Source organism: Burkholderia sp. 3C (assembly GCF_054589155.1).
Window position 1 is genome coordinate 139,054 of record NZ_BAAILN010000138.1, and the last position, 21,261, is coordinate 160,314.

The window sequence follows — 21,261 nt, forward strand, 5'->3', positions numbered from 1 at the left end:
ACGGGCCGCCGCCCCGCGTGCGTTTCGGTTCCGGATTCGTTCGATTCAGCCGTGCTTCGCCGTGGCCACCGTGGCGGTTTCGGCCGCCGCGGCCGGCGAAGCCTGCGGCTTGCCGGCCTGCGTCGGCTTCGCTCCCGCCTCGCGCGTTCCGGCCGGCGTATCGACCAGCGGTTGCAGCGCCGGCGCCAGCGACTTCAGCAACTGCACCGCCAGCGCGCTGGTGTATTCGTAGCGCGCCGCATACGGCTCGTGCGCATTGGCCGTCAGGACCCCGAAGAACCGGTCGCCGATGCCGAACACGAACGTCGCGCTGCGGTTCACCTTGCGCGATTCGATCAAGCGCGCGCCGGGCGCGTACACGTTGAAGCGCTGGTCGCCGGTGCCGGTCTTGCCGTAGACGTCGAGCGTCTTGCCGTCGGGGAAGCTCAGGCCTTGCGCGAGCCGCTTGGCCGTGCCGTTCGCCACCACGTCGCGCAGCATCGGCTGCACGGCGGCGGCGATCTCGGGTGACACCAGTTGATGCGGCGGCGTGCCCGTGTGCACGAAGCGCGTTTCGTACGGCGTGTCCTTGGCGAAGTCGAGCCGCACGATGCTCTCGGTCGGCATCTGCGCGCCGTGGTTGCCGATCAGGCCGATCAGGCGTGCCAACGAATCGGGCTGGTCGCCCGACGCGCCGATCGCCGCCGCGTACGACGGCGTGAGCGCGGCGAACGGATAGCCGAGCGCCTGCCACGACTTGCCGATCGCATCGTAGGCGCGCAGCTCGACCATGCGGCGAATCCGGCGATCCTGGGTGGCGTGGTATTTCGTCTTGTAGAGCCAGGCGTAGGACGCGATGCGCACGTCGTGGCTGGCCGTCTGTACCGTGTCGAGCGGCGCGTCGGGATGCGCGCGCAGGTAGGCCAGCGTCCAGAGCGCCAGCGGATGCACGCTCGCGATATAGCCGCGGTCGTTGAGGCTGAAGCGGTCGGCGCCGTATTTCGCGTAGAGCGTGGCCAGGTCGTCGTCGGACAGCCCGGCGGCCGGCGTGCCCTTCAGCGTCGTGCGCATGGTGGCGTCGAACCACGGGCGCGGCGCGTCGGGCGCCACGCTGCGCAGCACGGTGGCCACCTTGGGCGGCGACTTGCGTACCGTCTTCAGCATCAGCGCGAGCGCGTCGTCGGGCGGCTTGCCGGCGTATTTCGTATAGAAGCGCTTCACGTACACGCGGCTTTCCTGGTCGACGAATTGCCCGAGGTAGTGCGCGCGCAGTTCGGGATCGTTGAGCCATTGCGCGGAAACGCCAGTCGTCCTGACCATTTCGTAGCGGACGATGTCGCGCATCAGGCGCACGAACACCAGGTTCACCGAGTTGCGGAACGCGAGGCGCAGCGTCAGGATCTGGCCGTTTTCGCTCTTGTCGAAATTGGTGAAGGTTTGCGCGCCGCCGCCGGTGTAGAACGTCTCGCCGGCCGAGGCCGAATACTTGCGCTCCAGCGCGGCGTCGAGCATGGCCGGCAGCGAGCGGTCGCGCGCGGCAATCAGATAGTCGAGCGCCCAGCGCGACAGCGCGTCCTGCGGGTCGGGCTGCACGCGCTTGAGCGCCTCGGTGGGCTGGTCGGCGTAATCGCGATGCAGTTGCGACACGATCTGCAGGTAGGTCACCACCGTGCGCAGCTTGGCCGTGGAGCCGAGGTTCAGGCGCGCGCCGCGATTGACGTCGAACGGCTGATCGACGCTGTCGGTCTGCACGCGCAGCAGGTTCGCGCCGCCCTGGCGTTCGTAGAGCGTGAAGCTGTAGGCGATCTTCGACGGATCGTCGCCGGGCCGCAGCATCTGGAAGCCGATCAGGCCGGCCTCGCGCGCGCCGTCGCGGGTGGTGATGGCGGCGAGCTTGTCGGCCACCGCCTGCTGCACTGCGTTGTCGAGCGTGACGGTGGCGTCGAGGTCGAGCCGGTCGAGCTGATAGACGCTCGACAGCCCGAGCGCGCCGATCAGCCGCGAGCGCGTGGAGGTGATCGCCTTGCGCGTGACGTAGGACGTTTCGGCCGGCAGCGCGGGCGGCGGATGCTTGTCGATCTGCGCGGCCAGCGCGGCGTCGCGCAGCGCCGGCGTGATCGCGCCTTCGGTGGCGAGCAGGCGCAGGTAGCTGTCGGTCAGTTTTTGCAGGTCGGCGTAGCCGCGGTTCAGGAAGAACGACGGCGCGCGCTGCGCGATCAGCAGCGACAGCACCTCGCGATAGGCTTCGGCCTGCTCGGGCAGGTTCGCGGCCGTGCTCGGCGCGGAGAGGATCCGGTTCACGTCGGTGAAATCGCGGCCGTACCAGGCGGCGAGGCCGTCGCCGATGCCGGTCACCTCGCCCATGTGGGCGCGCGCCGCGAGCGGCACCGAGTTCAGATAGCGCACCACGATCTGGCGGCGTGCGGGCAGGGTTTGCGGGCCGTCGAGATAGGCGCGCACCGAGGCCGAGGCGATCTGCCGGAGCTTCTCGGCGGGCTTGGCGGTGCGGCCGTCGGGCGAGTGGCGGAACTTTTCGATCTGCGTGGCGAGCGTGCTGCCGCCGGGCGCTGCCTGATGCGGATTGACGAAGCGCAGCGCCTGATCGGACAGCGCGCGGCCGAAGCGGCGCCAGTCGATCGCGGGGTTGCGGTTCGGTGCGTCGGGGTCGAGCAGGTAGCGATCCTCGATGAACAGCAGCGAGCGCACGATCAGCGGCGGGATCGCATCGAAATCGTGGTAGACGCGGTGCGGGAAGGTGGCGTCGAAGATCGGCGCGCCGGTGGCGTCGCGCAGCGTGAGGCCGGCCTGGTCTTTTTCGTCGTACGGCGGGAACAGGCCCTGGTCGGCCAGCGCGAGCAGGCGCTCGGAGCCGCGCGCCTGGGCCTCGATGGCGTAGCCGCGCGCCGCGAGCCGTTGCTCGATGGACGGCAGCAACGCGTAGCCGAGGCGGGTGTCGTAGGGGCCGTTCAGCGGATAGCGGATGCTGTCGCTCGGGCCGTCGCCGACCGTGTAGCCGACGTCGCTCGCCACCGAGGAAAGGTAGCGGGCCTGCCAGCGCGAGGTCGCGAATTCGATCTGGAAAAGCCGTACCACCACGACCAGTGCGATCAGCACGGCCGCGATGAGCAACCATTTGACGCGTTTCCACACCGGTACGGGTGCGGAGTCGCGCAGCGAGATCCGGATCACGGGCCGATTCATGGCATCTCCCCGCGGCGCAAATCGTCCGACCCCCGAGCGCCGCACTGGATGCAGTGTAGTCCTGAATGATGCGCGTCGTGGCACAGAAAATCGGCGACTGTGACGCCGATGCAACCGGCCGATCGTTACGAAGAACTTGACGTGCGAACGCGCGTCTGGCGGGTAGCCCGAGCGGGCAATTGGGGGCGGATTTAGCGTGCCGCGAGGCGTTTCGTCGGATCAGTGCGGCGCTTCGGTGGCGGCGTGCCGATAGGCAGACACGCCGTGCCCGCGCCCGCCGATCCTCAGCAGTCCGAGAAGGTCGAGCAGACGATCCGCACGTCGAACAATTGCGCGATGTGGGTCAGCGCCTGAAGCAGTGCGAACGAATGGCGATCCGCATAGGGCAGCGACGGCTGGAACGCGCTGCCGTGGCGCTGCCATTCCGAATCGGCCTCGGTGTCGCGATGCGGGCGGTCGAAGATCGCCTCGATTTCATAGCCGCCCGGCCCGCGCGCCGGGATGCCGACGTTCAGCGCGAAGCCGGCCAGCCGGTCGAGCGGAAAGCGGAAGCTGTCGCGGCCGAGCCGGAAGCCGGCCCATTCGGCGTCGCGGCTGCGAAACGCGACGAACAGCGTGTCGTCGGCGCGATGCCGCGCGTTGAAGTGTTCGGGCAGGTCGTCGAGCGGCGCGATCTCGGGCGAGGCTTCGGCGACGTTCGATTCGACCTCGATGTGCTGCTCGCACACGCCGCGCAGGCCGTCGTACAACTGGCGGAACACGACGGCGGCCGAAGTGGCGCGCGCGTCGGTGTCGATGAAGATGCGCTGATAGCAGGCGTAGGCGCCGAGATAGCCGGGCAGCCATTGGCCGTCGTCGAGTTGCGGCCAGGCCGAGCGGGCGCCGAGCGGGGCGGGCAGCAGGTCGATCGGGCGCGTGCGATCGCCGAAGCGGCGTGCGCGGAACGCGGTGAGCTGGTTGGGTGGCGGGGCGTCGGTCGGGTAGGCGGCGTTCGCTTCGGCGGCGTGGGCGTGCGGGGCGGGGTTGGTCGCGTTGTCGGCGGACGCCGCCGAGGCCTCCGGCAACGGGCCGTTTTCGGCCTCGCGCAGCGCGGCAGCGGCCTGCCGTTTCGTCTCGCGCCGTTTCGCGACCACGCCGGCGATGAACAACAGCAGCAATTCGAGGACGGTCGCGGCCGCCCCGGCGGCCAGACCCGACAACACGCCGTCCCGGGCGCCGGCAATCAGGCCGGCAAGGAGCGGTATCAGCAACAGGAGCGCGAGCATCGATGGTCGAATATGGGTGTGGCGGCGCGCCTGAGCGGCGCGGCGGGTTTCGCACGATGATAAGCGCGCGGCGGCCCGCCGAACAAGTGGAGAACGCAGGCGTGGCGTGCGTCCGACGCCGGCGCGTTCAGGCCTCGCCGCGCGCGTGGCGCAGGAACGCGCGCACCGCCTGCGAGCGCTCGTGGCGGCGGAACAGCAGCGCGATCTCGGAGGCCACCGGCTTGCCGGCCAGCGGGCGGCAGACCACGCCCGGCAGGCGCACGCAGTCGAACACGGCGCGCGGCACGATGCCGACCGTGTCGCCGAGCGAGACGCGCGCGATCACCTCCACCAGCCGCCCCGGCCGCGATTCGATCTGCGGCGCGAAGCGCCCGCGCCGCGCGACTTCCAGCGTACCGCCTTCCTGCTCGGGCACGGTGAAGCGCGCGTCGCGCAACTGGCGCGGCGCGATCCGCTCGAACGCGGCCAGCGGCGAATGCTCGGGCAGCGCCACCACGAACTCGTCGGCGTGCACGCGCACCGCCTGCAGGCCGTCGGGGCAGCCCACCGGCGGGCGCACGTAGGCGAGGTCGAGCCGGCCGTCGTCGAGCATGGCGGGGATCGTGTCGAGCGGCTGTTCGGTCACCTGAACGTCGAGCAGCGGATGCAGCGCGCGAAAGCCGATCACGGCCTGCTGCATGACGCCCGTGAACGCCGCCGAACCGACGTAGCCGATCCGAATCCGGCCGATTTCGCCGCGCTCGGCCCGCTGGCCCAGCTCGTGGGCGCGCGCCAGCGCGGCCAGCGCACGGGCCGCTTCGGGCAGATAGGCGCTGCCGGCCGCCGTCAGCGCCACCGAGCGGCGCGTGCGGTGGAACAGCCGGAACTGCAACATGCTTTCGGCTTCCTGAACCAGCTTGGTCAGCGAGGGCGGCGCGATGCCGAGCGACTCGGCCGCGCGCGCGAAGTGCAGATGCTCGGCGACGGCCAGCACGCTGCGGATATGACGGAGTTCGAGCTTCACGGCGGCTGTTAACAAATTCGTGAATGAAGTTGCGATTTTATGGCATCGACTGGAAATACGGGCGTCGCTAGCATTTCGACCGTCAGTAACCCGAATCAAGGAGCGATGCGATGGGCAGGCAGCAGGCAGCGGACAGTTCGACTCAGCCCGGAGGCGCGGCGGCGGCCGGCGCTCGTGTATCGGAGCCGCCGCCGCGTCGCGTGTCGCCCGGCTTCCTGCTGGCCACCGCCTCGGCCACCTGCGCGCTGATCACGCTCGACACCAATATCGTCGCGGTGTCGCTGCCGTCGATCGCGCGCGCGTTCCATGCCGGTTTCGCCGACGCCGAATGGGTGGTCAGCGCCTACATGGTGTCGTTCGCCTCGTGCCTGCTGCCGATGGGCGCGCTGGCCGACCGCTACGGCCGCAAGCGCATGATGCTGCTCGGCCTGCTGGCGTTCGCGGTGGCTTCGCTGGCGTGCGGGCTGGCGCCTACCGTGCTGTTCCTGAACCTGGCGCGGGCCGCCAAGGGCGTCGGCGCGGCGATGCTGCTCACGGCGGCGCTGGCCGTGATCGCCAACGCGTTCCCGCAGCCGAAGGAGCGCGCGCGGGCCTGGGCGATCTGGGGCATGACGATGGGCATCGCGGCCACCGTCGCGCCCCTGGTGGGCGGCGTGATCTCGCAGTGGATCGGCTGGCGCTGGATCTTCCTGCTGAACCTGCCGGTGTGCGCGGTGCTGTTGATGTGCGCGTGGCGCGCGGTGGGCGAATCGCGCCATGCGCAGGCCAAGCGCGTGGATGCGCTCGGCAGCGCGCTGTTCGGCGGCGGCCTGGCGAGCGGGATCTGGGCGCTGATCGGCACCCAGGACGACGGCTGGGCCAGCACGGCCACGCTGCTGCGCGCCGCGATCTGCGTGCTGCTGCTGGTGGTGTTCATGCGGGTCGAGCGCCGCCGCGATCACGCGATGATCGATCTCGCGCTGTTCGCGCAGCCGCGCTTCGTGGCCGCCGTGCTCGGCATGGCCGGCTATGCGGCCTGCGCGCAGGTGATGATGACGTTCCTGCCGCTCTACCTGCAGAACGCGTTCGGCTGGCCGGCGGTGCGGGCCGGCGTCGGCATGCTGCCGTTCGCGGTGGCGATGGTGGCCGGGCCGTACCTCGGCGCGTGGCTCGCGCGGCGTCGTGCCGGCTCGCCGATGCTGGCGGCGGGGCTGGTGCTGGTCGGCGCGGGCAATCTGCTGACGGCGGCGGTGGCCCCGGCGGCCGGCTATGGCTGGGTGGCGCTCGGCATGATCGTCACCGGCCTCGGCGCGGGCGTGCTGAACGGCGACACGCAGAAGGCGATCATGGCCTGCGTGCCGGCCGAACGCACCGGCATGGCCTCGGGCATCAGCACCACCACGCGCTTCGCGGCGATCGTCACGTCGATCGGCGTGCTCGGCGCGGTGCTGGCCGCGCGCACCCATACGGCGCTGGCCGGCGCGCTCGCCGCGCATCCGGCCGCGCTGCCGCATCTCGACGCCGGTTTCATGTCCGACCTGCTGGCCGGCGATCCGGCCCATGCGATCGCCGGTTTGCCGGCCGGGTTGCGCGACGCGGTGGCGGCCGCCGCGCCGGGCGGTTTCGCGAGCGGGTTCGCGGCGGCGCTGGCCGTGGCGGGGGGGCTGGCGATCGCGGTGGCGGCGGCGGTGGGGTGGCTGGACGCGCGTGCGCCGGTTCATGCCGCCGGGGCGGGGCTGGCTGTTTCGGCCTCGGCTTCCGGGCAGCGCGAGCGCGTCTAGCCTAGCTGCTGACCTGCAGGCAGCCGTCGATCACGGCGATGCGCGCGCCGCTGTTCGACAGCGCGGCGCTCGCGTGCCGGAACGGATGCTCGGGCGCGTCGGTCGGCCGCCAGGCGTAGCGGCGCAGCAGTTCGAGGTAACCGCCGCGAATCACGAAGCCGCCGCACTTCTCGGCGTAGGCCGCCTGGCGCATCCGGTAGGCGCGCGGCAGGTCGAACCACGGCAGGCCCGGCAGGTCGTGATGGACGAGGTGGTAGTTGTTGTTGAGGAACAGCAGGCGCATCGCGAAGCCGGCCTCGTTGATCACGATGCGCGCCTTCGGATGCACGGCCGCGCGGTGCTCGTACAGCGAGCGCACCATCGCCAGCGACAGCGCCGGCCAGCTCACGGCCAGCAGATACGCCCACCACGCGATGCCGGTGGCCCACTGCACGGCGGCCAGCAGCGCCGCCACCGCCACGCCGTGCGCAAGCCACATGCGCAGCGTGGCGCGGTCGCCGCGGCGGATCTTGCGGAACGCGTCGAGTGCCATCGCCGCCACGCTCATCGGCGGCCCGATCACGAGCCGGCCGAGGAACGTCTTGCGCAGCACCCACAGCGCCTTGAGCCAGCGCGGCAGCGCCGCCCACTGGCCGCGCGGGATGTAGTTGCCTTCCGGGTCCACGCCGGGCACGGTCAGATCCTCGTCGCGGTGATGGGCCAGATGCGTATCGCGATAGAGCGGATACGGATACCAGATCGCCAGCGGCGGGCTGGCGAGCAGCCGGTTCAGCCAGTCGATGCGGGTGGGGTGGCCGTGCATCAGTTCATGTTGCAGCGACATCTGCCAGGTGGCGATCAGCACCAGCAGCGGCACGGCCGCCGCGAACGGCAGCGTGCCGATGCGCACCCCCTCCAGCACCGCGAGCCAGCCGCCGTAGATCGTCGCGATCAGCAGCCAGGTCGGCCACTCGGTGCGCGCGGTCAGACGCGTTCCGAGCGCGCGGATCGCGTTGGCGTGGTCTACGTCGAAATATTCGGCCATGGTGCGGGGGGCGGCGATGCCTGTTCAAGCAAAAACTCTAACGAAGCAGAGGCCGCGCGCCAATCAATGGATTCGCATTTGCTTATCAGGCGGTGCGTGGCTTGCTTCGCTGATCAGGCCTCCTTATAGTCGGTGCGGCGGGCGCTCTCGGCCCGCGTTGTCGTCATTGACCCTATGGGGAGCTGCATCGCATGGACCGTCGCGTCGCCGGATTGCCGATGTACAACGTCACGCCTCGCCTTGGCGCGCTCTGGCGCGGGTTGCTGGCCGATGCGCTCGACGCGTTCGCGCGCGCGGGCGGCACGCGCGAGGTGACGCTGCTCGACGAACCGTTCGGCGAGTTGATGCCGCTGTGGCGGCGCGATGATCTGCTGCTGTCGCAAACCTGCGGCTACCCGTTTCGCATGCTCGGACTGAATGCCGTGACGCAGGCGATCGCCACGCCGGTGTTCGACGTCGAAGGCTGTACCGGCGCGCAGTATTCGAGCGTGCTGATCGTGTCGGCCGCCGCGCATGCGGCCGGCGCGACGACGCTGGCCGATTGCCGTGGCCTGCGTGCGGCCTACAACGGCGACGATTCGCACAGCGGCATGAACGCGCTGCGGCACGCCGTGGCGCCGTTCGCGCGCGACGGCCGCTTCTTCGCGTCGGCCACGCCGTTCGGCGCGCACCGCCTCGCGCTGGCCGCCGTGGCCGACGGGCGCGCCGATTGCGCGGCGATCGATTGCGTGACGTTTTCGTATCTGCGCGACGCGCAGCCCGAACAGGTCGCGACCGTGCGCGTGATCGGCGCGACGGCCAGTGCGCCGGGCTTGCCGCTGATCGCGTCGAATACGCTCGACGCGCGCCAGGCCGGGTGGCTGCGCGATGCGCTCGATTGGGCGCTGGCGGCTGACTCGGCGCGGGCGCGGGCGTTGCGGCTGCGGCGCTTCGAAACGCTGCCGGTCGGTGCTTACGACGCGATCGCGCGGTTTGCCGACGAGGCTGTGGCGCTTGGGTATCCGAAACTGGCCTGAGGCGCGCTAAAAGGGAAGCCGTCCGGACCTGTCCGCATCGCGGCCCCGGCGCTGCGGTTATCCACACAGGCCCGGCTTGCCGATTCGATTTCGCCCTGTCTGGTGTGCGAGCCATCGCGGCTTGTCCACAGCCGTTGGTCGCTCGCGCCCTGTGCTCCGCCCCGCGCCAACCATCCGTCCACCGTCCACCAGCCCACCAGCCCACCAGCCGCGTCCGCACCCGCACCGCCCCCCACCACCTACGTCACAATCCCACCGTCCACCCGCACCGCCGTCCGATCTCGCTCCGCGCCGAGGGTAAATACCGAGAAAACTCCGGAATCGCAGAAGGGAATCAGAAGGCGTCGGATTTCTATACTTGGCAACGTTGACGCGGCACCTGCCCGCCACGGCCCGGCACGACACTGCCTGGCCGCCCGGCAAGGATGCCGCGAGAAGGAGACAGATCCCGATGCATTCCCTGGTCCGCCCGCTCAGTCGTCCGCTTGGACGCCTGCTGCTGCTCGCCGCGCTCGCCGGCGTGGCCGCGCCCGCCAGCGCCGAGCCGATCGAATTGATGGTCGGCGGGATGTCCAAGATCGTCTACATGCCCGCCATGCTCGCCTCGCAGCTCGGCTATTTCCGTGACGAGGGGCTCGACGTGCGCGTGCTGTCGGTGCCGGCCGGCATCGATACCTCGACCGAACTGATCGCCGGCGCGGTGCAGGGCGCAGTGGGTTTCTACGATCACACGATCGATCTGCAGAGCCGCGGGCAGGACGTGCTGTCGGTGATCACGTTCGTGCGCGCCGCCGGCCTGGCCGAGCTGGCCACCACACGCCCCAAAACGGGCGAGCCGATGCGCTCGATCGACGACGCACGTGGCCGCCGCTTCGGCGTGACCGGCTTCGGCGCGTCGACCTGGGCGCTGACGCGCTACCTCACGACGCGCGCCGGCATCGCGCCGGGCGAATACACCGTGGTGCCGCTGGCCGCCGATACGCGCTTCGTCGACGAGATCACGCACGGCACGATCGACGCCGGCATGGTCGAGGAGCCGACCGCCACGCGCCTGCTGTCGAGCGGCGCGGCGCGCGTGCTGGTCGATCTGCGCAGCGTGGAAGGCACGCGCGCGCAACTGGGCGGCACCTACGTCGGCGCGTGTCTGTACATGCGCCGCAGTTGGGTGCTGGCGCATCGCGACGAAACCGAGCGGATGGTGCGGGCGCTGGCGCGCACGCTGCGCTTCATCGCCGGCCACGACGCGCAGCAGATCGCCGATGCGTTGCCCGACAGCGCGGTGGGCGCCGATCGCGCGGCCTACGTGAAGGCGCTGACGCTGGCGAAGCCGTCGTTTTCGCCGGACGGGCGCATGCCCGACGACGCGCCGGCGACGGTGCTCAAGGTTCTGGTGTCGAACGGGAGCGGGCTGATGGCCCGGCACGTCGACTTGTCGCGTACCTACACGAATGCGTTCGTCGACGGCACGCAGCGCGACACGTTCCACTGACCGCTCAAACAGCGGCAGCCGGCGCGGCGCGGATGATTGAGGAGTGAAGGCGGGCATGAGAGCGATTCGAATCGAACGACACGGCGGACCGGAAGTGCTGCAGCGCGTGGAGCTGGCGGTGCCGGAACCGGGCGCCGGCGAGGTGCTGGTGAAGGTCGCCTATGCCGGCATCAATTTCATGGATGTTCACACGCGCCAGGGCAAGTATCGCGATTCGCGCACGTACCCGGTGCGGATTCCGTGCACGCTCGGCATGGAAGGCTCGGGCGAGGTCGTGAAGGCCGGCGCGGGCGTGACCGGCTTCGCGCCGGGCCAGCGCGTGGCCTGGTGCATCGCCTGGGGCGCCTACGCCGAATACGCGGTGGTGCCGGCCGCGCGGCTTGCGAAGCTGCCTGATGCGATCGCACTCGACGTGGCCGCCGCCGCGATCTTCCAGGGCTCGACCGCGCATTACCTGCTCGACGACGTGGCCGATATCGGCGCGGGCAGCACCTGCCTGGTACACGCGGCCTCGGGCGGCATCGGCCAGTTGCTGGTGCAGCTTGCCAAACGGCGCGGTGCGACGGTGTTCGCCACCACCAGCACCGACGAGAAAGCCGCCGTGGCCAGGGCGCACGGCGCCGATCACGTGATGCTCTACGAAGACGGCCGCTTCGCCGACCGGGTACGCGAACTGACCCACGGGCGTGGCGTGGACGTGGTGTTCGACGCCGTGGGCCGCCCGACGCTGCGCGACAGCTTCCGCGCCACCCGCGTGCGCGGGCTGGTGGTGAATTACGGCGCGGTGGCCGGCTCGCTGAACGATCTCGATCCGTACGAGTTGGGCGAGGCCGGTTCGCTGTTCCTGACGCGCCCGCGCCTGGCCGATCACCTGGCCGACGGCGACACCGTGCAGCGCCGCGCCGACGAGATCTTCGCGGCGCTGGCCGAAGGCGCGCTGACCATCGAGATCAACGGGCGCTACACGCTCGACGATGTCGAACTGGCGCATGCCTCGCTCGAAGAGCGCCGCCAGCTCGGCAAATCGGTGATGCGGATTCATTGAAGACGGGCCGTGCGCGGCCCGTCCGAGTTCAGATAGATACAACGCCGCAATGGTGGCCCGCCGGGCCGCCGCGGCACGATGCGACGCAGTCGCGAGGATGTTCCCACCATGTCAGCCACTCCTGTCGTCGAACGCCGCGATTCGCGGGCGCGTTCGGTGTTTCGCGCCGTCAGCGGCAACTTCCTGGAAATGTACGACTTCACCGTGTACGGCTATTACGCCGCCGCGATCGGGGCGACGTTCTTTCCGGCCGGCAACGAGTTCGTCTCGCTGATGCTGGCGTTCTCGGTGTTCGGCGCGGGCTTCCTGATGCGTCCGATCGGCGCGATCGTGCTTGGCGCCTACATGGACCGTCACGGCCGCCGCAAGGGCCTGATCCTGTCGCTGTCGCTGATGGCGGTCGGCACCATGTGCGTGGCCTTCGTGCCGAGCTATCACGCGATCGGCCTGATCGCGCCGGCCATCGTGCTGTTCGGGCGGCTGCTGCAGGGCTTCTCGGCCGGCGCGGAACTGGGCGGCGTGTCGGTCTATCTGGCCGAGATCGCCACCAAGGGCAATCGCGGCTTCTTCTGCTCGTGGCAATCGGCCAGCCAGCAGGTGGCGGTGGTGTTCGCCGCCTCGCTCGGCGTGCTGCTCAACGCGTTCGTGCCCGCGCAGGAGATGACCAGCTGGGGCTGGCGCGTGCCGTTCGTGATCGGCTGCCTGATCGTGCCGTTCCTGTTCTACATCCGCCGCACCCTGCAGGAGTCCGATGAATTCGTCGCCCGCAAGCATCACCCGGGCATCGGCGAGATCACGCGCGCGATCCTGGCCAACTTCGGCCTGATCGTGGCCGGCATGGGCCTGGTGATCATGACCACCACCTCGTTCTACCTGATCACCGCGTACACGCCCACCTTCGGCAAGGTCGTGCTGAAGATGTCGTCGTTCGACGCGCTGCTGGTGACGGCCTGCGTCGGCATCTCGAACTTCATCTGGCTGCCGATCTCGGGCGCCGTGTCGGACCGCTTCGGCCGCCGCCCGGTGATGCTCGCGTTCACGCTGCTGACCGTGTTCACCGCGTATCCCGCGATGCAATGGCTGGTCGGCTCGCCGTCGTTCGGCAAGCTGCTGGCCGTCGAGCTGTGGCTCTCGCTGCTCTACGCGTGGTACAACGGCGCGATGGTCGTCGCGCTGACGGAACTGATGCCGGTGAACGTTCGCACCACCGGCTTCTCGATGGCCTATAGTCTCGCCACGATGGTCGGCGGCTTCACGCCGGCCATTTCGACCTGGCTGATCCACGCGACGGGCGACAAGGCCGCGCCGGGTGCGTGGATGGGTGTCGCCGCCGTGTGCGGCCTGATTGCGACGCTGCTGCTGTACCGGACGAAGACCGCACGGGAACAGTACAAGCTCGCGTAGTGGCAAGTTCGGAGGGATGCGTGAGGCTGTTGCTCGTCGAGGACAATGAGGAGCTGGCGCACTGGCTGGCGAAGACGCTGACGGACGACGGCTTCGCGCTCGATCGCGTCGGCGGCGGCGAAACGGCCGAGGATGCGCTGCGCGCGTCGACCTACGACGTGGTGCTGCTCGACCTGAACCTGCCCGGCATCTCCGGCAAGACCGTGCTGCGCCGCATGCGCGAGCGCGGCGACGCCACCCCGGTGCTGATCCTCACGGCCACCGGCGCGGTCGACGAGAAGGTGATCTGCCTGGGCGCCGGCGCCGACGACTACATCGTCAAGCCGTTCGATGCGCGCGAGCTGGTGGCGCGCATCAAGGTGCTGGCGCGGCGCCAGGCGCCGTCGCGCTCGAACCGGCTGCGCTGCGGCAATCTCGTCTACGACATGGATCGCCTGCAGTTCGCGATCGACGACCTGCCGCTGGTGCTCACGCCGCGCGAACACGCGGTGCTCGAAGCGCTGATCCTGCGCGCCAAGAAAACCGTCTCCAAGACCACCCTGGCCGAATCGGTCAGCGCCGCCGACGCGCCCACCAGCGAGGACGCGATCGAGATCTACGTGTCGCGCCTGCGCAAGAAGCTCGAGGGCAGCACCGCCACCATCATCACGCTGCGCGGCCTCGGCTATCTGCTCGAGGACGGCGCGTCCGATGAATAGCCTGCGCGTCAGGCTGCTGCTGTGGCTCGCGTTGCCGATGACGGTGTTCATCGTCGCGGCCGGGCTGATCACGCGCAGCAACGCGTGGCATACCGCGAATCTTCTGCAGGACGAAGTATTGCTGTCGGCCGCGCGCGTGATGGCCGGCAACGTGGGCTGGGACGGCAAGGACCTGAGCGCGTCGATTTCGCCGAGCGCGATCGAGATTCTCGGCACGCCGCGCGCCGATCAGGTGTTCTTTCGCGTGCAGGAGATCGACGGCCCGATGATCGCCGGCACCTCCGATTTTCCGCAGAGCGTGCCCAAGGTGTCGCCGACCTGGTACGACGCCGTGGTGAACGGCGAGCCGGTGCGCGCCGTGTCGGTGATCCGGCCGATGTACGACGCGGGCGTGACGCGCCGCGTGGTGATCTCGGTCGGGCGCACGCTCCGGCAGCGCGACGCGCTGGTGCTCGCGCTGTGGCGCCCGCAGATGTTCTATTTCTCCGCCATCCTGACGATCGCCGTGGTGCTGGTGTGCCTCGGGCTGACGCTCGAACTGCGGCCGCTGGCACGGCTCGCGCGGCGCATGCCCGAGCGCGTGCAGACCTCGTCGGTACGCCTGAGCGTCGAGCCGCTGCGCAGCGAGCTGCGTCCGATCGTGCGCGCGTTCAACCAATGCCTCGAAATCATCGAGAAGCAGACGGCGATGCAGCGGCGCTTCATCGCCGACGCCGCGCACCAGTTGCGCACGCCGCTCACCCTGCTCGGCACGCAGTTGCAGTACGCACGCCGGCAGAACGATCCCGAGCAGGTGCACGACACGCTCAAGGCGATGGATCGCAGCAACCGCCTGCTGGTCGCGTTGACCAACCAGTTGCTCACGCTCGCGCAGGCCGAGGCGGCCGATTACGCGCAGTACGCGGGCGTGCGCGTGGACCTGCGGGAAATCGCCACCGGCACCATCGAGCAACTGGCCTTGCTGGCGCAGCGCCGCCGCGTCGAGCTGGTCGCGACGCTGGCCGATGCCGACGCGGTGTCCGTGTCGGGCAACGAGCAGTTGCTGTCGGTGCTGGTGTTCAATCTGGTCGACAACGCGATCCGCTATTCGCCCGAAGGCGGCACCGTGACCGTTGCGATCGAGGCCGGCGAGACGATTCGGCTGCGCGTCAGCGACGAGGGCGAGGGCATCGAGGCCGCGCTGCGCGAGAAGGTGTTCGAGCCGTTCTTCCGCGCCTCGCCGCAGCCGGGCAGCGGGCTCGGGCTGGCGATCGTGCGCGAGATCGCGCGGGCGCATCGCGCCACGCTGCGGCTCGACGACGGGGCGAACGGGCGCGGCTTGACGGTGACCGCGGAGTTTCCGCGCGCTTGAGATCGGGGCGGTTTTTCTCCGCGTTTTATTGCCCTGTTTTTCGTCGCGGTCTTCCCGCCGCGTATCGACCTCCGCCGTTCCCTCTGTTTTTCAGCCGTGCGCGCCGGGCGTCCAGTCCAGCACCTGCCGTGCTTTCCGGTTGGTCACCTCGCCGTTGTCGTCGACGATGTTGAACGCGCCCGCTGCCTCGGTGCGCAGCGCGAGCAGGGCGGCGCGCGCCGCATCGTCGACATGCACTGCCGGCGCGGCCGGCGGCGTGTCGGCGCCGGTGTCGGGGCCGTACAGCCGGCCGTAGCGCAGCACCGCGCCGCGCAGCGGCGGCGTGTTCAGCACCGCCTGTTCGAGCGCGGCCACACCGCCCACCGAAATGCGCCGGCCGCCCTCGGCATTCAGATCGAGCGGATGATCCTCGTCGTACGGCTGCGCGCCGGGCGCATAGGCCCAGGCGATGCTCTGCGCGACCATGCGCCGGCAGCCCGCCGCCAGCGCGGCCTGCACCAGGCTCAGCGTGCCTTCGCTGCGCAAGCGGGCGTTATTGGCGATCGCCTGCGCCATCTGCGCCGGATCGAGGCCCGCGGGCAGGTCGGTCAATTGATGGATCACGGCGTCGGGCGCGATGCGTTCCAGTTCGCGCGTCAACCTTGCCTGATCGAACACGTCGACAATCACCGGCTGCGCGCCGAGCTGCGCGATCTGCCCGGCTCGCTCTGCCCGGCGCGTCGCGCCATGCACGGCGTAGCCTGCCTCCACCAGCAACGGCACCAGCACGCGGCCGATCACGCCGCTTGCGCCGGCCACGAATACGGTCTGACTCATGAGAAACACTCCCGATGGCGTTCGTTGAGGCCGTGGCGGTGCGCCACGGCACAGGGATGACGCCAGCGTAGCGGTGTCGATGTCCCGTGCGATAGAGCCAAATTTTCGTCAATCGGCTGGGACATCGGGCGCGCCGCTTCGTTGCCTGCCGCCAGCCCTTGTGCGAAGCTTGGCGCCCCGGGCGCGGCGGCTTCGCGCGCGCCGTCATCGAGCCAGGAGTTCACCGAATGCGCCATTCATGCCGAATCGCGACCAAGCTGCCGCAAAGCGGCATTTCCGTGTTTTCGAGCATCGCCGAGCTGGCCGCTCGACACGAGGCCGTGAATCTCTGGCAGGGCGCGCCGTCGTTTCCGACCGACCCGGCGTTGATCGCTCACGCCGGGCAGACCATGCAGGCCGGCCTCAACCAGTACGCACCGATGGCCGGCTACGGGCCACTGAAGGCCGCGATTGCCGAGAAAACCGAGCAGTTGCACGGCGCACGCTACCACCCTGACAGCGAGATCACCGTGACCGCCGGGGCGAGCGAGGCGATCTATTCGGCCATCGCCGCGCTCGTGCATGCCGGCGACGAGGTGATCTTCTTCGAGCCCGCGTTCGAGGTGTACGAGCCGTCGATCCGCCTGCAGGGCGCCACGCCCGTGGCGATCGGCATCCGGCTCGACACGTTGCGGATCGACTGGGACGAAGTCGCCGCCGCCGTCACGCCGCGCACCCGGATGATCATCGTCAACACGCCGCACAACCCCACCGGCATGTCGTTCGACGCCGACGACATCGCACGCCTGGCCGCCATCACGCGCGGCACCGACATCGTGATTTTGTCGGACGAGGTGTACGAGCACATGGTGTACGACGGGCGCGAGCACCTGAGCCTCGCGCGCTACCCCGAACTGGCCGAGCGCAGCGTGATCGCACTGTCGCTCGGCAAGACGTATCACGCCACCGGCTGGCGCGTCGGCTATTGCCTCGCGCCGGCCGAACTGAGCACCGAGATCCGCAAGGTGCATCAGTACGTGGTGTTCTCCGCGCCGGCGCCGCTGCAGGCCGCGCTCGCGCAAATGCTCGCCGCGCCGCGCAGCTATCTCGACCTGGCCGCGTTCTATCAGGCCAAGCGCGACCTGCTGATCGAATCGATGGCCGGCACGCGGCTGTCGCTGCTGCCGTGCGGCGGCAGCTTCTTCATGCTCGCGCGCTTCGACGGCCTCTCCACCCTCGACGACAACGCGTTCGTGTTCGACCTGCTGAAAACGCATGGCGTCGGCGCGATTCCGCTGGCGAGCTTCTACCAGGACCGCCGCAATACCGGCATCGTCCGGCTTGCATTCTGCAAGGATGACGCGACGCTGCGCGAAGGCGGGCGGCGGTTGGCGCGGGTGTAGGCGCGGGCGATGGCACGGTGTGCCGGTCGTGCCGGAAGCGGCGTGGCGGCACTTGCGTGGTGCGCCGTGCGCACCATTCGCGGGCCTGCGAGCCGCCGGCCTGAGGCGCGCAACGCGCCTGGCGCGATGCGGCGGTGGCCCCGCTGTTCTTTCGGCGCGCCATCGATTCCAACATTTCCTATGTAAATACAATCCTGTAGCGACGCCGCGCGCGTTTCACCCGTGGTCATGCGAGATCGAATTGTGCAAATTGGTCTGTTGTTTGCTTAAAACCGACAGCAGCACACGCAAGGCAACACAAAACATACGGGTGACACACATGGCCAATCCACGCGCAATCGTCGACCTGACGCATGAAGTCCGCAGGCTTGCCACCGGCAAGATCGGGGACATCAACGACATCAACCGCGAGACCACCTTTCTCGCCCTCAACGCGCTGATCGAGGCCGCGCGCGCCGGCGAGGCGGGCAAGGGCTTCGCCGTCGTGGCCAATCAGGTCAAGCATGTGTCCAAGCGCATCGGCGAGATCACCGACATTCTCAACAAGGAGCTGGCCGGCTCGCTGACGCGGCTGACCGAGCTCGGCGACACCATGATCGACCGCATGCACGCGCACGACGGCCAGCGTTGCGCCGATCTCGCGCTGAACATGATCGACATCGTCGACCGCAACCTCTACGAGCGATCCTGCGACGTGCGCTGGTGGGCCACCGATTCGGCGCTGGTCGATTGCGTGACCTACGACAGCGACGAGTTGAGCCGGCATGCGAGCGAGCGGCTGTCGGTGATTCTCGACAGCTACACCGTCTACAAGGATTTGTGGGTGGTGGACGCCGAGGGCACCGTGGTGGCCAACGGCCGTGCCTCGACCTACCCGGTGGCCGGGCAGAAGGTGAACGGCGCGCGCTGGTTCCAGGCCGCGATGGGCACCGCGAGCGGCGCCGATTACGTGGCGTTCGACGTCGAGACGATGCCGCAATTGCAGAACGCGCAGGTCGCGTCGTACGCCACCGCGATCCGCGAGGGCGGGCAGGCCGACGGGCGCGTGCTCGGTGCGCTGGTGATCTTCTTCGACTGGGCGCCGCAGGCGCTGGCGGTGGTGAAGGGCGTGCGGTTCAGCGACGAGGAGTGGTCGCGCACGCGCTGCATGATCGTGGACGCGTCGTTTCGGGTGATCGCCAGCTCGGACGGGCAGGGCGTGCTGCAGGAGACGTTCCGGCTGCGCACCAACGGCGCGGCGGCGGGGTTTTACCAGGAGAGCGACCGTACGACGGTGTCGTTCGCGGCCACGCCGGGGTATGAGACTTATAAGGGGTTGGGGTGGTATGGGGTGATTTGTCAGAAGCCGGCGGGGAGTGGCGGGGCGCGGTGATATGAATGTGATGTGGGTCAGGGCGGGGTGATTTTGAGCTGTGGCTTGCGAGGGTATCGACGCTAGTATTTTTGCGTCGCTACTTTCGTACTAAAAATGACCAGAAATTTCGTGTTCGAGGGGCCTTCCCGATTCGTTGTTCTTATTCACCGTCGATGCCGATCTTGTTAGGTCGGCAGTTTTTCGACGTGTGAAATGCTTGCTTGACAGGTGGAACGCCTGCCGAGGGCAACGCCTCTGCAGTATCTAAAATATTCGAACAATATCTGAGAGAAAATTCGTGAGACGAAATTATCTGAGGGTGGGCGATAAATCGTCGGCCGGTGGAAGTGCTGCCGAGGGGATTCGTAATTGCACGCATCACGGTGTTGAATTGACATTTATCGGTGGAGAAGTGATTTGCCCAACATGTCGGTCGATAGGCCAAATCGCACCAAAAGGCCAGAGACGGCCGGGCGTAATGATGGGAAAAGATCCAGCGTTGGAAGGCGATATTTGTCTTTGTCAATGCGATCCGCCACCAGTGATGATTGCGTCGCAAAGCAGCATGTTCCAGAGTTTTGAATATTCTAAATCTGCAGGAGTGGGGTTCAGTTCAAGAGTTGCGTCCAATTCGATATCTGAAAAGTATATCCGGCACGTTTTGGTGCGGGATGCTTCAACGGGTCTTCCGTTGCCGCACCAACGTTATGTTGTCGATGTGGATGAGAAAAGGCAGTTTGGGGAAACAAATGGTGCGGGTTACGCCGTTATCAGAACGAACGGTGAGAAGGAGTTTCGCTTGCACGTTATTTTTTCTACCCCGAGACGAGAGCTCGAACCGGTTTGGATATCTTGAAATGAGTGACTATAAAGTCGAGCATTGGTCGCGCGGGAAAACATGTTCTGCGGAAAATTCCATGGCTCCCATGGTGGTACCTGTTAACAATCGCGCAGCGACGCGGCAAGCAATTATTGATGCACTTGCTCGGCAGGGGTATGCACTGATTGAACGCTCGAGTTGGCATGCTCAACCAACTCATGGAGGTATGCGAGAGAGTAATTGGGATTATAAAGACATCGTTATTCACCATGCGGGAAGGAGTTATTCTTGTGGCGCGCCATCAATGGCGCAGATTCAGCGCGCGCAGGCCGATGACATGAATCGCAGCGTCGCTTTTTCTGATGTTGGGTATCATTATGCAATATCATGTCAAGGCGAAATATATGAGGCTCGTGATATTCGATTTATCGGGGAGCACGTCGGTGGTGGAAATACGGGGAAGATTGGTGTTGTTTTCTTGGCTGACTTTGTTCAAGCGGGGGAGGCGTACTATCAGGAGTACAGGGGTTTGTCGATATTGGAAAAGGTTCGCAATATTCGAGAAATCGTGACAGATCAAGTGATCGTTCGTCACGATAAGCCGACGGAGTCGCAGCTTGAGGCGGCTTTGGTGCTGTCAAGAGTTTTGGCCGACTATTTCGGTATTTGTCGTCTGGGTGGGCATCGAGAATATCAAATGTTGGTAAATAAAAAAGGGCGTGCGTGTCCGGGAAATTGGGGGATGAGCATTGTAAAATCGATTCGGGCGCAGCTTGGATTGTCTGAGCCAGGGAGCGATGGGTCGTGAGAAATAAAAGGAAGGTGGTGGTTTTTTTTGTTGTGTCGTTGATTTTCTTGATGTGCAATTTGTATATCGGTTATTTTTATTCGTCCATCGATCACGAATACACCGCAGTATATTTCCTGAAAAAATTCCCGACGTTCAGAATGGAATTTGTCAACCCGTTCGCCAACGAAGGCGATGTCCTGCCCGTCGATCAACTGTCGAGCAGGATTCGTGGTGAGCTATCGGAATACTGCAAATACAGATTTGGCATCGTTGATGCCGATACCGAATCGCTAACGCGGTGTCAAATCAATATTGAAAAAGAGCTGCTGTGATAACCGTGCTCGTCGAAGCCATGGTTTGTTCGAGTCGCGGGTAGTGACCTGGCAAGACCCGCACTGGCCTTTGCCTCACCATCCAGGCGCCGCTACCCGCCCCATCCCCCTTTAGCTTCTATTGAGATTTCTCGCGGCGCCGCCTGCCGCTCGACACAATCGCCCCCCTGACGACCACATCCCCAGGGGGACCCTGCATGAACGCCGACCTGACGAGCCCGATGCTCGACGCGATCCGCGCGCCCCGAGCCCTCGCGCCCGAGCCGCTCGACATTGCCGCGAACGGCGCATCCGCCGACGGCGCGGGGGCCGGCTTCGCGTCCGCCATCAAGGATGCAGTCACGCACGTCGACGGCCAGCAGCAGGCGGCCGATGAACGGCTCGCCGCCGTCGATGCCGGCGACAGCGACGATCTGGTCGGCGCGATGCTGACCAGCCAGCAGGCCAGCCTGTCGTTCTCGATGATGATCCAGGTCCGCAACAAGATGATGAATGCGTTCGACGACATCATCAAAATGCCGGTCTGACGGCG

General features: G+C 67.4%; 18 protein-coding genes. 13 read left to right on the forward strand and 5 right to left on the reverse strand.

Features of this window, described 5'->3' with window-relative positions; translation table 11 throughout:
• Positions 1-45: 45 nt before the first annotated feature.
• From ACYP33_RS29655 to ACYP33_RS29665, 3 genes are all read right to left on the reverse strand, one after another.
• Positions 46-3,180 carry a transglycosylase domain-containing protein gene (locus ACYP33_RS29655; protein ID WP_459624887.1) on the reverse strand — a complete coding sequence of 1,045 codons (3,135 nt, stop codon included), beginning with the start codon at positions 3,178-3,180 and terminating at the stop codon, positions 46-48.
• 284 nt (positions 3,181-3,464) lie between these two features.
• Positions 3,465-4,445 (reverse strand): hypothetical protein, encoded by a 981-nt coding sequence (locus ACYP33_RS29660; RefSeq protein WP_414451037.1) that lies wholly within the window; start codon positions 4,443-4,445, stop codon positions 3,465-3,467.
• Positions 4,446-4,572: 127 nt separating this feature from the next.
• Positions 4,573-5,448 (reverse strand): LysR family transcriptional regulator, encoded by an 876-nt coding sequence (locus ACYP33_RS29665; RefSeq protein ID WP_459624888.1) that lies wholly within the window; start codon positions 5,446-5,448, stop codon positions 4,573-4,575.
• A gap of 110 nt (positions 5,449-5,558) precedes the next feature.
• On the opposite strand from ACYP33_RS29665, the gene ACYP33_RS29670 reads away from it, so the two are divergent.
• Complete coding sequence (locus ACYP33_RS29670; protein WP_459624889.1) at positions 5,559-7,208, forward strand: MFS transporter; 1,650 nt, start codon at positions 5,559-5,561, stop codon at positions 7,206-7,208.
• Position 7,209: 1 nt separating this feature from the next.
• Here ACYP33_RS29670 and ACYP33_RS29675 read toward each other — a convergent pair whose 3' ends face one another.
• Positions 7,210-8,232 carry a fatty acid desaturase gene (locus ACYP33_RS29675; protein ID WP_459624890.1) on the reverse strand — a complete coding sequence of 341 codons (1,023 nt, stop codon included), beginning with the start codon at positions 8,230-8,232 and terminating at the stop codon, positions 7,210-7,212.
• Between the two features lie 191 nt (positions 8,233-8,423).
• On the opposite strand from ACYP33_RS29675, the gene ACYP33_RS29680 reads away from it, so the two are divergent.
• The 6 genes from ACYP33_RS29680 (at position 8,424) to ACYP33_RS29705 (ending at position 15,235) form a co-directional block, all read left to right on the forward strand.
• Entirely contained in the window at positions 8,424-9,248 is an 825-nt protein-coding gene (locus ACYP33_RS29680) for a phosphate/phosphite/phosphonate ABC transporter substrate-binding protein (RefSeq protein ID WP_459624891.1), read from the forward strand.
• A 451-nt stretch (positions 9,249-9,699) separates the two neighbouring features.
• Positions 9,700-10,737 (forward strand): ABC transporter substrate-binding protein, encoded by a 1,038-nt coding sequence (locus ACYP33_RS29685; protein ID WP_459624892.1) that lies wholly within the window; start codon positions 9,700-9,702, stop codon positions 10,735-10,737.
• A 55-nt stretch (positions 10,738-10,792) separates the two neighbouring features.
• Positions 10,793-11,782 (forward strand): quinone oxidoreductase family protein, encoded by a 990-nt coding sequence (locus ACYP33_RS29690; RefSeq protein WP_459624893.1) that lies wholly within the window; start codon positions 10,793-10,795, stop codon positions 11,780-11,782.
• A 108-nt stretch (positions 11,783-11,890) separates the two neighbouring features.
• Complete coding sequence (gene tcuC, locus ACYP33_RS29695; protein WP_414451044.1) at positions 11,891-13,186, forward strand: MFS transporter; 1,296 nt, start codon at positions 11,891-11,893, stop codon at positions 13,184-13,186.
• Between the two features lie 20 nt (positions 13,187-13,206).
• Positions 13,207-13,884 carry a response regulator gene (locus ACYP33_RS29700; protein ID WP_414443010.1) on the forward strand — a complete coding sequence of 226 codons (678 nt, stop codon included), beginning with the start codon at positions 13,207-13,209 and terminating at the stop codon, positions 13,882-13,884.
• On the forward strand, positions 13,877-15,235 hold the full coding sequence (locus tag ACYP33_RS29705) for a sensor histidine kinase (protein WP_414443009.1): 1,359 nt from the start codon (positions 13,877-13,879) through the stop codon (positions 15,233-15,235). The genes ACYP33_RS29700 and ACYP33_RS29705 overlap by 8 nt, the downstream gene beginning before the upstream one ends.
• Before the next feature lie 90 nt (positions 15,236-15,325).
• On the opposite strand, the gene ACYP33_RS29710 is transcribed toward ACYP33_RS29705, so the two are convergent.
• A complete protein-coding gene (locus ACYP33_RS29710) occupies positions 15,326-16,051 on the reverse strand; it encodes an NAD-dependent epimerase/dehydratase family protein (protein WP_459624894.1) in 726 nt (241 codons plus the stop codon).
• Between the two features lie 227 nt (positions 16,052-16,278).
• Between ACYP33_RS29710 and ACYP33_RS29715 the strand changes: the two genes are divergently transcribed.
• The 6 genes from ACYP33_RS29715 to fliE all read left to right on the forward strand — a co-directional run bounded on the left by ACYP33_RS29715 (position 16,279) and on the right by fliE (position 21,256).
• Positions 16,279-17,433, forward strand: a complete 1,155-nt coding sequence (locus tag ACYP33_RS29715; protein WP_459624895.1) for a methionine aminotransferase — start codon at positions 16,279-16,281, stop codon at positions 17,431-17,433.
• 319 nt (positions 17,434-17,752) lie between these two features.
• Positions 17,753-18,805 carry a methyl-accepting chemotaxis protein gene (locus ACYP33_RS29720; protein WP_459624896.1) on the forward strand — a complete coding sequence of 351 codons (1,053 nt, stop codon included), beginning with the start codon at positions 17,753-17,755 and terminating at the stop codon, positions 18,803-18,805.
• A 280-nt stretch (positions 18,806-19,085) separates the two neighbouring features.
• Entirely contained in the window at positions 19,086-19,643 is a 558-nt protein-coding gene (locus ACYP33_RS29725) for a PAAR domain-containing protein (protein ID WP_459624897.1), read from the forward strand.
• Between the two features lies 1 nt (position 19,644).
• The gene (locus tag ACYP33_RS29730) at positions 19,645-20,415 is read left to right on the forward strand and encodes a peptidoglycan recognition protein family protein (RefSeq protein ID WP_459624898.1); all 771 of its coding nucleotides are present in this window, start codon (positions 19,645-19,647) and stop codon (positions 20,413-20,415) included.
• Positions 20,416-20,555: 140 nt separating this feature from the next.
• A complete protein-coding gene (locus ACYP33_RS29735; protein WP_459624899.1) occupies positions 20,556-20,729 on the forward strand; it encodes a hypothetical protein in 174 nt (57 codons plus the stop codon).
• Between the two features lie 197 nt (positions 20,730-20,926).
• Positions 20,927-21,256, forward strand: a complete 330-nt coding sequence (gene fliE / locus ACYP33_RS29740) for a flagellar hook-basal body complex protein FliE (protein ID WP_459624900.1) — start codon at positions 20,927-20,929, stop codon at positions 21,254-21,256.
• The last annotated feature ends 5 nt before the right edge of the window (positions 21,257-21,261 follow it).